Annotated in this window: 7 protein-coding genes; 4 read left to right on the top strand and 3 right to left on the bottom strand. The window is 74.7% G+C overall.

Annotation, left to right across the window (positions count from 1 at the left end; translation table 11 throughout):
• The first annotated feature begins 181 nt into the window (after nucleotides 1-181).
• The 3 genes from NQZ70_RS22750 (at nucleotide 182) to NQZ70_RS22740 (ending at nucleotide 6,721) form a co-directional block, all read left to right on the top strand.
• Entirely contained in the window at nucleotides 182-1,414 is a 1,233-nt protein-coding gene (locus NQZ70_RS22750) for an SPFH domain-containing protein (RefSeq protein ID WP_129576064.1), read from the top strand.
• A gap of 119 nt (nucleotides 1,415-1,533) precedes the next feature.
• A complete protein-coding gene (locus NQZ70_RS22745; protein ID WP_129576063.1) occupies nucleotides 1,534-3,432 on the top strand; it encodes a serine/threonine-protein kinase in 1,899 nt (632 codons plus the stop codon).
• Between the two features lie 181 nt (nucleotides 3,433-3,613).
• Nucleotides 3,614-6,721 carry a response regulator transcription factor gene (locus tag NQZ70_RS22740; RefSeq protein ID WP_129576062.1) on the top strand — a complete coding sequence of 1,036 codons (3,108 nt, stop codon included), beginning with the start codon at nucleotides 3,614-3,616 and terminating at the stop codon, nucleotides 6,719-6,721.
• A gap of 15 nt (nucleotides 6,722-6,736) precedes the next feature.
• Here the strand turns inward: NQZ70_RS22740 and NQZ70_RS22735 are convergent, their stop codons facing one another.
• Genes NQZ70_RS22735 through NQZ70_RS22725 form a run of 3 tightly spaced genes read right to left on the bottom strand, consistent with a single transcriptional unit; the run spans nucleotide 6,737 to nucleotide 11,420 of the window.
• On the bottom strand, nucleotides 6,737-7,840 hold the full coding sequence (locus NQZ70_RS22735; protein ID WP_129576061.1) for an ABC transporter permease: 1,104 nt from the start codon (nucleotides 7,838-7,840) through the stop codon (nucleotides 6,737-6,739).
• Nucleotides 7,837-10,527, bottom strand: coding sequence for an ABC transporter substrate-binding protein (locus tag NQZ70_RS22730; RefSeq protein ID WP_129576060.1), 2,691 nt, complete (start codon nucleotides 10,525-10,527; stop codon nucleotides 7,837-7,839). The genes NQZ70_RS22735 and NQZ70_RS22730 overlap by 4 nt, the downstream gene beginning before the upstream one ends.
• The gene (locus NQZ70_RS22725) at nucleotides 10,527-11,420 is read right to left on the bottom strand and encodes an alpha/beta fold hydrolase (protein WP_129576059.1); all 894 of its coding nucleotides are present in this window, start codon (nucleotides 11,418-11,420) and stop codon (nucleotides 10,527-10,529) included. The genes NQZ70_RS22730 and NQZ70_RS22725 overlap by 1 nt, the downstream gene beginning before the upstream one ends.
• Nucleotides 11,421-11,794: 374 nt before the next feature.
• Between NQZ70_RS22725 and NQZ70_RS22720 the strand changes: the two genes are divergently transcribed.
• Nucleotides 11,795-12,292, top strand: coding sequence for a MerR family transcriptional regulator (locus NQZ70_RS22720; protein ID WP_236644707.1), 498 nt, complete (start codon nucleotides 11,795-11,797; stop codon nucleotides 12,290-12,292).
• The last annotated feature ends 146 nt before the right edge of the window (nucleotides 12,293-12,438 follow it).

The following is a 12,438-nucleotide window of genomic DNA, read 5'->3' as shown; positions in this document are numbered from 1 at the left end:
ATTGCTGCCCTGCGATCTGCGGATTATCCTGAGGCCGCTGTGTGCCTGAAAGGCGCGGCGATCGTCAACGGAGAACGAACAGCGCAGGTCGAGCGCGCCGCCTGTCGAAACGAGCCCGAGGTCCAGGGGGGCAGGGTACCGGCACGCCCGTCACATCCAGCACACCGAAGAGGAGCGCGACATGGGGATTTTCGATTTCGTGAAGAGCGGCGTCCGCGAGATGATGATCGCGCGCCCGGACGCGGCGAAGCATCTCATCGTCTACAAGCACCCGGACCAGAACGTCCCCTTCTGGTCGCAGCTGACCGTCGACAGCGATGAGTGTGCCCTCTTCTTCAAGGACGGGCGGTACGTCGGTTACCTGCCGACGGGGCGCCACACCCTCCAGACCCAGAACATCCCGTTCCTGAACAACCTCGTCAACAAGTTCACGGGCGGGGACGTCTTCATCGCCGAGATCTTCTTCGTCAAGACGCAGCCGGTCCGCGGCGTGCCCTTCGGCGGGCCGCTGGAGTCGATGGAGGACCCGATCCTCTACGAGTTCGTGACGCCGCGCATCTTCGGTGAGTTCTCGCTGGTCGTGGTCGATCCGGTGCGGTTCGTCGTCGGCTACCACGGCCAGTGCGGCGGCAGCGGCGACAACGACGTCGTCCTGAGCTGGATCAAGGGCAAGTTCTTCATGAGCGTGAAGACCGTGATCGGCCAGGTCTGCGCGCAGCAGCAGAAGAGCCTGCTCAACCTCGGCGGCATGAGCATGGAGCTCGGCGCCCGCATCGTGCAGTCGGCGCCGAACCTCGAGGAGATCGGCTGCAAGATCCTCGAGATCGGCAACTTCAACATCAACTTCTCGGCCGAGGACCAGAAGCTCCTCCGCGAGGCGAACAAGGCCCGCGGCGAGGCGCGCCGGGGCATCGGCGTCGCGCAGGACACCGCCCGCGCGAAGCAGTTCGAGCTCGATCAGCGGTTCCAGCAGGACGCGCGGTACGTGCAGCAGCTGGCGGGCAACTGGCAGAATTACGCCGCCGGCCAGGCCATGATGGGGGCCGGCCAGGGCATGGCGCAGGGCGGCGACGGCAGCGGCGTCGCGGGGCTGGGCGCCCAGGTGGCGATCGGCGCGGGCCTGGCGCAGGCGATGAACCCCGCGCTCGCGGCGCAGGGGCAGCCCCAGTTCGTGCCGCCGCACATGCAGCAGCAGGGGTACCCGGGCGCGCCGCACCAGGGGTACCCGGGCGCGCCGCAGCAGGGGTACCCGGGCGCGCCGCAGCAGGGGTACCCGGGCGCGCCGCAGGCCGCCCCGGCTGCAGGGCCGTCGATCGAGCAGCGCCTGGAGCGCCTCGCAGATCTCAAGAACAAGGGCCTCATCACGGACGAGGAGTTCCAGGCCCGCAAGGCGAAGATTCTCGAAGAGATCTGAGTCTTTCCGGGCGCTCTGGCCGCCGCGCCCCCAGGCCCGTAGGGGGGCGCTCACCGCGTTCGCCACCTGATGCCATCTGATCCGAAACACCGCGCGCGCTTTCGGCTAGACTCGCCGGGGTGCCCGTCACGCTCCGCATGGCCGGGGATAATCCGCCCGAGATGACCGCCGGCGAGTCCGAAGCTGCCGAGCTGTTCCATCGGGAGGACATCCCGCAGCCGCACGGAGGCACCCTGGCCTCGCAGCCGCCGCCGCGCAGCGACGCGCCTTCCGCCCACGGCTCGGTGCCGCCGGTGCACGGCTCGGTGCCGCCGGTGCACGGCTCGGTGCCGCCGGCTTACGGCTCGGTGCCGCCGGTGCACGGCTCGGTGCCGCCGGCTTACGGCTCGGTGCCGCCGCTCTCGCCGCGCGGCTCGGCGCCGCCGGCGCGCATCTCGGCGCCGCCGCTCTCGCCGCGCGGCGAGGGGCACCTGGCGCTGCCGCCGCTGCCGCCGCTGCCGGCGCGCGGCGACGGGTTCCAGGCGCGCCGGGGGAAGGTGAAGCAGGTCCCGCGCGCGCGGCGCTGCCCGACCTGCAAGCTGACCTTCTCCGGCGACTCCCGCTTCTGCCCGTTCGACGGCGACCCGCTCGCCGACGCGCCCGACTGGAACCCGTCGGCCGATCCGCTGCTCGGGCGCACGATCGACGGCCGCTACGACGTGCAGGCGGTCGTCGGCGAGGGGGGCATGGGGACGGTGTACGAGGTGCGCCACAAGTCGCTCGGCCGCCTCTTCGCCCTCAAGGTGCTCCGGCGCGATATCGCGCAGGACGTCGAGCTCGTCGCCCGCTTCATCCAGGAGGCCAAGGCGGCGGCGGCGATCGGCCACCCCAACATCGTCGCGGTGAGCGACTTCGGCGCCCTCGAGGTCGAGCCGGGGCAGCCGGAGCTGCCCTTCTTCGTCATGGAGTTCCTCACCGGGACCTCCCTCGCGGCGCTCCTGCGCACCGAGCGGACGCTGCCGGCCCCGCGGGTCGGGGAGATCATGCTCCAGTGCGCCGCGGCGCTCGGCGCCGCGCACGCGGCGGGCGTCATCCACCGCGATCTCAAGCCCGACAACGTGTACCTCGTCCGCAACGGCGACCAGGAGTTCGTGAAGCTGCTCGATTTCGGCGTCGCGAAGGTCGCCGGCGGCAAGCGGCTCACCCGCATCGGCATGGTGTTCGGGACGCCGCACTACATGAGCCCGGAGCAGGCGGAGGGGAAGCGCATCGACGCGCGCGCCGATATCTACGCGCTCGGCGTCCTCATGTACGAGTGCTTCGCCGGGCGCGTCCCCTTCGAGGCGGACACGTACATGGGCGTGCTGACCAAGCACATGTACATGTCGCCCGAGCCGCTCGAGCAGGTGATGCCCGACGCCTCCGCGCTCGGCGCGTTCGGCCCGATCGTCATGCGCTGCCTCGCGAAGAACCCCGAGGAGCGCTTCTCCTCGATGGCCGACCTCGCCGCGGCCATCGAGCTCGCCATCGACGCGCCGAGCCGCGCCACCGCCGCCATGCTCCAGGACGAGACCCCGCGCCGCGAGGCCCTGAAGCTGCGCGAGCACGACGAGATGCTCGGCGCGGTCCAGGTGCCCAGGGAGCCGTCCGAGCCGCTCTCGATGGGCGCGCGCGTCGCGATCGCGCTCGCGGCGGTCCTCGTGCCCATCGCGATCGCCCTCGGGGTCCGCGCGCTCCGCACCTCGGCGCGCGAGGCGCCGCCCGAGGCCGCCGCCCCCGGCGCCCTCCACGCGGCGACGGCGGCCGGGGCCGTGCCCGACGAGCCGCCGCAGCCGCCGCCCGCGGCCCCGGCCCCGAGCGCGGCGGCCGCGCCGCTCGCGCAGGAGCTCGCGCAGGATCCGGAGCCGCCCCGCCCGCACGGCACGGCCTCCGCCGTCCCGGCGAAGCCGGCCGCGCCGACGGCCCGCCCCGCCGCGCCGCCGGTGTCCCCCTCGAGGCCGACGATGACCGGCGATATCATCGATCCCTGGGAGCGCTGATCGCGCGCGCGGCCCACGACGAAACCTGGCCTTCCCCGGCGTCCTGTGCGCACGATGGGCGCCGGCGATCACCGGGCCCACGGCGGCGGGACGAGCGATCGACGGCAGCGGCGACGCTCGGGGCAGAGCGCTTGACAGCGTCCGCTCGGGCTCGCCATCCTTCGCGAGGCGGAAACCTCTAGTGGCCAAGCAACAGCTCCTCCTGGTCGACGCGGATCCACGCAGCGTTCGGGTCCTCGAGGTCAGCCTGAAGAAGGCCGGTTACAGCGTGACCACCGCGACGGACGGAGGGGACGCCCTCGCGAAGCTCGAGGTCTCCACGCCGGACCTCGTCCTCAGCGACACCCGCCTGCCCCACGTGGACGGCTACGCGCTCGTCCGCAAGATGAAGGAGCACGCCGACTGGGCGTCGATCCCGGTCGTCTTCCTCACGAGCCAGCGGTCGATCGAGGACAAGATCCGCGGGCTCGAGCTCGGGGTCGAGGACTACCTGACCAAGCCGATCTTCGTGCGGGAGCTCATCGCGCGGGTGACGCTGCTGCTCGCGCGGCGGACGCGCGAGGGGATCACGACGCGGCATTTCGCGACCACCGGGCGGACGAGGTTCTCCGGGTCGATCCTCGACATGAACGTCGTCGATCTCCTGCAGACGTTCGAGGTGAGCCGGAAGAGCGGGATCGTCCACCTGTCGCACGCGGACAACGAGGCGCAGGTCTATTTCCGCGAGGGCAAGGTCGTCGACGCGACGCTCGGCCGGCTCTGCGGGGAGGAGGCCGTCTACCGCGCGCTCCTGTGGAACGAGGGGACGTTCGAGGTCGAGTTCTGCAAGGTCGACAACCCCGACGTGATCGAGACGTCGACCCAGGGGCTGCTCATGGAGGGCATGCGCCGGGTCGACGAGTGGGGCCGGCTCCTCGAGGCGCTGCCGTCGCTCTCCACCGTCTTCGAGGTCGACAGCGAGGAGCTCCTGGAGCGGCTGAACGAGATCCCCGACGAGCTGAACGGCATCCTGCGCCTGTTCGACGGCAAGCGGACGCTGATGCAGGTGGTCGACGCGTCGCCGTTCGAGGATCTGTCGACGCTCTCCACCATCTCGAAGCTCTACTTCGAGGGGCTCTTGGTCCCCGCCGCGGCGCTCCCGCCCGACGACGTGGTGCCGAGCGAGCCCGAGGCGGCGTTCCACGACGAGTTCTCGCCGCTCTCGTCGCCGTCGGGGCTGCGGCGCTCCAATTACCCGGACGGCGGCGGGAACGCCGGCGCCGACGATTTCGAGGACGCCGCGGTGGTCCCCGCGCCGCTCTCGAACCGCCTCTCGCCGGCGATGCTCCCGCGTTCGCGGCCCGGGCACGAGCTGCCCGCGCCGGCCGCGGATCCCGACGCGGAGTCCGCCGGGCGCCCGGTGACGGCCCGCAGCGCGGTCCACGGGACCGTGGCGGTCGGCCGGCCGGCCGGCGCGGGCGCGGCGGGGCGGGCGCCGTCGGAGCCGCCGAAGAGCGCCGCTGCGACGGGCGCGGGGCGCGCGGGCGCGGCGGGGCGGGTGCCGTCGGAGCCGCCGCGCGCGGGGCGGGCGCCGTCGGAGCCGCCGAAGAGCGCCGCGGCGACGGGCGCGGGGCGCGCGGGCGCGGCGGGGCGGGCGCCGTCGGAGCCGCCGCGCGCGGGGCGGGCGCCGTCGGAGCCGCCGAAGAGCGCCGCGGCGACGGGCGCGGGGCGCGCGGGCGCGGCGGGGCGGGCGCCGTCGGAGCCGCCGCGCGCGGGGCGGGCGCCGTCGGAGCCGCCGCGCGCGGGGCGGGCGCCGTCGGAGCTGCCGAAGAGCATCGCGGCGCCGGGCGCGGGGCGCGCGGGCGCGCCGGGGCGGCCGTCGTCGGAGCCGCCGCGGAGCGCTGCAGCGGCCGTCGAGGCCCGAGCTGCGCGCGCGCACGCAGAGATCGACATCGACAAGGACACCACGCTCGCCAGCAGCGACGAGGCCCCGCTCACGCGACCGCTGGTGACGCCGCGCAGCTTCGCGCAGAAGCACCGCGCGTCGAGGAGCGACCGTCCCGAGGCCGCGGGCCCTCCCGCCGAGCAGCGCGCCCGATCCGAGGCGCCGGCGCCCGAGCCCGCGCCGCCGCTCCCGCCCGACCCTGCGCCGACGGCAGAGCCGGCTGCCGCGCCGCCGCCCGCCGGCGACGAGCGCGCCGCCGCGGTGCCCGCGTCGACGGTCCCCACGCTGCGGCCCCGCCCGCCGAGCGACGCGCCGCCGGCCATCGCCGGCCCGCGCGAGGCGCAGCAGGCGCAGGCGTCGCTGCGCGGCGAGGCGGGGGGCGGGGAGGCGCGCCCGCTCGAGGCGGCCGCTCCGCCGCCGGACGGCGCAGCCGCGGCCCCGGGGGCGAGCCTTTCGGCGGCGCCGGACGACGGGCCGCCGAGCGATCCCGAGCCCATCACCGAGAGCGAGCGCTTCTTCCTCGGCGGCGGGGTGAACGCGCCGGCGCGGCTCGCGGCGCAGGGGCGCTCCTCCGCCGACGACACCGATACGACCGCCGGCGCCGTCGAGGCCACGCTCTTTCGCCCCCGCCAGGAGGAGCGCAGGGCGCGCGTCGCGCGGATCGCGGTCGGTCTGGTCACGGCGCTCGCGATCGGGGGCGCCGGCGTCTGGTTGATCGGCCAGGCGCGGCACCCCGTGCCCCCGGCGCCGATCGACGACGCGCCCCGGCAGGCGGAGGAGCAGAGCTCCGGCGCCGCGATGGAGGCGGCTCCGGCCGCGCCGGAAGGCGAGCCGACCGCCGCCGCCGGGCTCTCCACGGCGACCCCCTCCGACGCCCCGGCCGACCCGCCGTCCGATCGCGCGGCGGCCGCCACCACGGCCTCGGCGAGCCCCGCCGCGGCGGCCGGGCCAGCCGCGGCGAGCCCCGCCACGACCACCGCCCACCACGGCTCGCCCGCGCCTGCGACCCCCGCGGCGCCGCCGGCCGCTCCGACGCACGCGGGTCAGGCCGCCGCGCCGACGCGGGCGCCCGCGCCGCCGCCGAGCGCCCCGGCGACCGCGCCCGCCGCGCCGGACGAGGAGGGCGGGTCCCTGTCGGCCCGCGTGATGCGCGCCCTGGAGTCGGGGCAGACCGGCAAGGCGGTGCAGCTCGCGCAGCAGCTCACGGCCGCCTCGCCGGGGAGCGCCGCGGCGTGGCACCTGCGCGGCGCCGCGGAGCAGGCCGCGGGGCGCGGCGGTCGGGCCTCGTTCCGCAAGTGCGCCGAGCTCTCCTCGCCCGACTCCTCGCTCGGCGCCGAGTGCCGAGCGCTCGCCGGCGTGCCCTGATCGCGCGCGCCGCGCTCAGCGCGACCGCGACCTGAGCCGCGGATCGAGGGCCAGCGCCGCAAGGTCGAGCGCCACGGTGGCGAGCACGATCGCGGCCGCGGCGAAGAGCACCGTCCCGACGAGGAGCGGGCCGTCGCGGTTCTGCAGCGCCTCGACGGCCATGCTCCCGACGCCGGGCCAGCGGAAGAGCCGCTCCGTGACGATCGCGCCGCCCGCCAGCGCGCCGAGGTCGAGCGCGGCCAGGGTGGCGAGCGGCAGCAGCGCGTTGCGCAGCGCGTGGACGACGAACGCGCGCAGGCGGGAGGCGCCCTTCGCCCGCGCGGTCCGGATGAAGTCCTGGCGGAGCAGCGCCCGGAGCTCCTCGCGCACGACGCGCGCGTAGAGCGCGCTGCCGAAGAGGCCGAGGGTCAGCGCCGGCAGGACGAGCGAGCGCAGGTGCTCGGCCGCGGTGACCCCGTACCCGTCGTAGGGAAGGAGGCGGAGCTTGTAGGCGAGCACGTACTGCAGCGCGGGGCCGATCACGATGGTCGGCGCGCTGGCGACGAGCAGGGTGACGCCGAGCGCCGCGTGGTCCCAGGCCGTCCCGCGGCGGGCCGCCGCGACGAGCCCGAGCGCGAGCCCGAGCAGGAGCTGCACCGAGAGGGCGGCCACCGCGAGCTCCAGCGAGCGCGGCGCCTTCGCCTCCAGCAGATCCACGACCGGCTTTCGGTAGTGGAAGCTGTAGCCGAGATCGAGGTGCAGGCCGAAGGGCCCGGCCGCGCAGCTCCGGTGCTCCAGGTCGCCGCGCGCGCCCGCGTGCGGCGACCCGGGATAGGGGCCGAGGTGGACGAGCCGGCGCACGAACCGCGCGAACTGCACCGGGACCGGCCGATCCAGCGCGTAGACCGTCCGGACGCGGTCGACGTCCGCGGCGGACGCCTGCGGCCCGACGAGCATCCGCGCCGGGTCCCCCGGCAGGAGGTGCGCGATCGCGAACGAGACGGCGGTGACCCCGGCGATCACGATCGCCGCCCACCCGAGGCGCCGGAGCAGGTGCGCGATCGCGGCGCCCGCCGCGGCGGCGCGGCCCGCGCGAGCGGCGCTCGTCGCGGCGGTGCGGCGTGAGGGCGCGGCGCTCATCGCGGGGGCACGGCGCGCGCGGGCAGCGCGCGGAGCGGCGAGGCGCGCGGCGGCGCGGCCGCGCGCGCCCCGGCGGCGGGCGCGCCCCGCGCGGCCGGGTCGAGCCAGACGCCGTCGAAGCGCGACGGCACCGCGGCGGAGCCCTCGTAGCCGCGCAGGTACGGCTGCCAGAGCTCGAGCATGCCCATCGTGTACGTGGGCACCCAGGGCGCGCGATCGCGGACGATCCGCTCGGCGCGGGCGTAGAGCTCGAGGCGCCGCGCGCGGTCCTGCTCCGCGTGGGCGGCGTCGAGCGTGCGATCGAGCTCCTCGTCGCTGAAGAAGGCGAAGTTCATCGAGCCCTCGTCGCGGATGGCGCGCGTCGAGAGCGTCGGCTCGAAGAAGCTCGCGGGATCGGGGAAATCGGCCTGCCACCCGGCCCAGCCCATCTGGACCGCGCGGCGCCGCGACGCCTCGGCGAGGTAGGTCGCCCAGCTGACGAGCCGCAGGCGGACGCGGAGGCCCACCTTCGCGAGCTGCTGCTGGAGGATCTCGCCGACCGCCTGCTCGAAGGTGTCCGGGATCGCGATGTACTCGACGACCCCCGGGTAGCCGCCTTTCCCGGTCGCCGGGTCGAACGCGTACCCGGCCGCGGCCATCTGCGCGAGCGCGCGCGGGAGACCGTGCTCTCGCATCGGCTCGTCGCGCGGAGGGCCCGGGATCGACGGCGGCAGCACCCGGTCGAGGGCGAACAGATCGGGGCGCACCTTCTCGAGCACGGAGGGGTCGACGGCGAAGGAGACCGCGCGCCGCACGGCGAGCTGATCGAACGGCGCGAGCTCGGTGTTGAGGAAGACGGCGTTCGTCCTGCTCCGCGTCACCCAGCGCGTATACCCCTTCCACGCGGGGTCGGCGCGGTAGGTCGCCGCGTCGACCCCCGTCAGATCGCGCAGGTAGTCGAGCTCGCCCTCCTCGAACTTGTAGCGCTGGGTCGTCGCGCGCACCCCGGTCTGCCACTCGATCGCGTCGAGGTACGGCCGGCCCGGCCGGAAGTACCCCTCGTGCCGCGCGAGCCGGACGCCGGCGTCCTGGTCCCACCGCTCGACGCGGAACGGGCCGGCGCCGCACGGCGGGGGAGGGCTCGCCGCGTCGACCACGGCGCCGGACGAGGGGCACACCGGCGCCATGAAGCCGAGCGTCATCCGCGCGAGGAAGGTCGCGTCCGGCGCGCTCAGATCGATCGCGACGGCGTGGTCGCCGAGCACCCGCACGCCGGCGAGGTGCGGCGCCGCGCCCGCGCGGTACTCGGCGAACCCCTCGATCATCTCGTACTGGCTGGCCCCCGGGCTCGGCGTCCGCGGGTGCAGCGTCCGCTCGATCGAGCGCTTCACGTCCGCGGCGCGGAGCTCCGCGCCGTCGTGGAAGCGCGCGCCCTCGCGGAGCGTGAACACGTACGTCCGCCCGCCCCGCTCGACCGCGACCTCGCGCGCGAGCTCGGGCGCGACGTGGCCGCCCTGGTCCCACGCGACGAGGCGGGCGAAGACGAGCTCCGTGACCATGCCCGAGACCTCGTCGTAGGCGATCGCGGGATCGAGCGTGCGGATGTGGCCCGTGGTCGCGAGGCGCAGGGTCCCGCCGCGCACGGGCGCGCCGGGCGGCGCCTCGCCGCCGCCGAGCGGCGGCCGCGCGCGGCTCGGCGAGACGCCCGAGAGGAGGAGGAGCACCGCGCCGGCGAGGAGCAGATCGACCGGCAGGCGCCGCCCGCGCGGGAGCTCGTCGCCGGCGGGATCGAGCGCGTCGCGGAGCCCCTCGCTCGCGCGGTGGAAGCCGAGCACGGCGAGCACGATGAGGAAGCCCGGCGCCGCGAGGAGCATCGGCTTCACGCCGAGGTAGGGCTCCGCCTCGTGCAGCATCCGGCCCCAGGTCGCGGTCGGCGGCTGCACGCCGACGCCCAGGTAGCTGAGCGTGCCCTCGGCGAGGATCATCTGGCCGGCGAGGATCGTCGCGAGCGCGAGCAGCGTCCCGCCGACGTTCGGCAGGACGTGCCGCCGGACGACGTGCAGCGTCCCGGCGCCGAGCGCGCGCGCCGAGGCCACGAACTCGCGCTGGGCGAGCTCCAGCGTCTTGGCCCGGACGACGCGCGCGACCCAGGTCCACCCGGTGAGGCCGAGCACGAGCAGGATCGTCCCCACGTCCGCCCGCCCCACGGCGACGCCGATCGCGGTCACGAGCAGGAGGTACGGCAGGGCGAGGATCACGTCGATGAGCCGCATGAGCGCGCCGTCGAGCGCGCCGGCCCGCGTGCCGCTGGCCATGCCGGCGGCGACGCCGACGACCGCGCCGAGCGCCGTGGCGAGCGCCGTGGACGCGAGCGCGATGCCGAGCGAGAGCCGCGCGCCGTGCGCGAGGCGCGCGAGGAGGTCGCGGAAGAGCGGGTCCGTCCCGAGCCAGTGGGCGGCCGACGGCCCCGGCGGCGCGCCGAAGGCGTCGCGGGACAGGCTGAAGTCGCTCGCGTTCGGGTCGTGGCCGACGACGGCCGGCCCCAGGGCGGCGAACAGCGCGAGCAGGGCCACGATCGCGAGGCCGAGCAGCGCCGACCGGTCCGCGAGCAGGCGCGCCGCCGCGTCGTCGCCGAGGAGGGCCCGCGCCGCGCGCCGGCCCGCCCACGCCGCCCAGCGCGCGGGCGCGAGCCGGGCAGGGCGCGTCATCACCGCTTCCCTTCGAGGAACTGCGTCACGAGCGCGACGAACTCCTCCGGCCGCTCCTCGTGGGGCGAGTGCCCGGCGTCCATGATCTCGAGCATCGCGCCGGAGATCTCGCGGGCGAGCCGCTGCGCGCCCGCGGCCGGGAAGATGCGGTCGTCGCGCCCCCACACGACGAGCGTCGGCGCCGTGATCCGCGTGAGGCGCGCGACGACGGGGCGCGCGTCGAGCACCGCGCGCATGATCGCGTGGGCGCTCTCGCGCGCCGAGGGGGCGTTGAAGAGGTCGTAGTGTCGGTCGATGCGCGACAGCGGCACCGCCGCGTCCGCCCGGAACACGTCGTCGCGGAAGTACGACCGGAACATCCTGCGGCCGTGGAGCTGCTTGAAGACGATGCCGCCCACGACTGGCAGGAGCGGGAGCTTCATCCGGAAGCTCATCGGGAACGGGTAACAGAGCGCGTCCTCCAGGACGAGGCGCTGCACGAGCTCCGGGTGCTCGGCCGCGAGCGTGATCGCGACGGCGGCGCCCATGGCGTGGCCGACGAGGTGCGCCCGGCCCACGCCGAAGGCGGCGATGAGGTCGGCCACCGCCTCGGCGAACGTCTCGATCCCGTAGGCGTACCGCGCCGGGCTCGGCTTCTCGCTCTCCCCGAACCCCGGGAGGTCCGGGGCGATGACGTGGAAGCGCTGGGCCAGCGCGTCGATCACGTCGTCGAACTCCAGGTGGCTGACGAGGAAGTTGTGGATGAGGAGGAGCGCCGGGCCGTTGCCCGCCCCGGCGACCAGGACCCGCATCCTGACACCCCGGGCGGTGACGTCCCTGATGACGCGCTCGACGGGTCGGGGGGCGGCGGGCGAGGCCGCGCCTCGACCCTCGCTGGCAGGGGCCTTGGCCATGGTGGCGACGAGACTATCAGCCCTTTTGTCTGAAAGGACCGATGTGTGTCAGGGTAAGGACCATGTCGCTCCCCGAGCCCCGCCGCCCGACGGACGCCCCCTCGCTCCCACCCATTGCGCCCAGCGTCCAGCTTTTCCCTCCTCGACCCAGGGGCCCCGCCGTGCGGAGCGGATCGAGGCTCGGCTCCGACGGACGAAAAATGTCCGAGGTGTGTCAAGAACCCCTGGAAAGCACCGCGTCCCGCGACAGCCACACAATAATCGTAGTCGGGTCAATTGACTGTATTCCATTCAGTGGAATAGAGTCGCCCGCGTCGGTTGGGTAGGGCCTCCGGCAATCGATGGGAGGACCGGTGCAGAGGATCCCCGAGGACGTGCTTGAGCGCATCGAGCGGGAGCACGCCCAGGGGATTACCTCGAGCGATATTCTCGAGTTGTTCGCAGCGCATGGCATCAAGTTCAGCGAGGCGACGCTCCGGAAGTACGTGCAGCTCGGCCTGCTCCCGCGAAGCGTGCGGGTGGGGCGCAAGGGCAAGCATCAGGGCTCGCAGGGGATGTATCCGGCCACGGTAGTCCGCCAGGTTCAGCGCATCAAAGAGATGATGGCCCAGGACTACACCATCGAAGAGATCCAGCGTGAATTCCTGTTCGTGAGAGGTGATATCGAGGAGCTCGAGCGCACGATGACCAAGGTCTTCAATGCGCTCAGGGACGCCGCCAAGGAGAGGCGGAGCGAGACGAGCGGCAGGGCGATCGCCCAGGACCTCGCGAGCGCGGAGACGCTCGCGCGGGAGCTCGTCGCGAAGCTGTCGTTGATAGAAGAACGCCTGATGGCGCAGGCGCGGCTCACGAAGCAGGCGGCATCCTCTTGAGGTGCCGAGTCGCAGGGTCTTCGATTCCGTGAAGTGAAGGGGGGCCGCATCGCGGCCCCGCCTGGGTTTGACGCGATCGACGGGACGGGCACCGGCTCGTTTCGTCGCGATTCTTTAGGGACGGCATCCGGCGTTACGTCGGGCAA

The organism is Sorangium sp. So ce836 (assembly GCF_028553905.1).
Taxonomy (GTDB): Bacteria; Myxococcota_A; Polyangia; order Polyangiales; family Polyangiaceae; genus Sorangium; species Sorangium cellulosum_D.
Note: the sequence above shows the minus strand (reverse complement) of the source record. Positions and strands in the feature narration are given on the sequence as shown.

What these genes read in the sequence shown, in the direction of transcription:
- NQZ70_RS22750 (WP_129576064.1), top strand. Translation starts at nt 182, where the DNA reads ATGGGGATTTTCGATTTCGTGAAGAGCGGCGTCCGCGAGATGATGATC.
- NQZ70_RS22735 (WP_129576061.1), bottom strand. Translation starts at nt 7,840, where the DNA reads ATGAGCGCCGCGCCCTCACGCCGCACCGCCGCGACGAGCGCCGCTCGC.
- NQZ70_RS22730 (WP_129576060.1), bottom strand. Translation starts at nt 10,527, where the DNA reads ATGACGCGCCCTGCCCGGCTCGCGCCCGCGCGCTGGGCGGCGTGGGCG.
- NQZ70_RS22725 (WP_129576059.1), bottom strand. Translation starts at nt 11,420, where the DNA reads ATGGCCAAGGCCCCTGCCAGCGAGGGTCGAGGCGCGGCCTCGCCCGCC.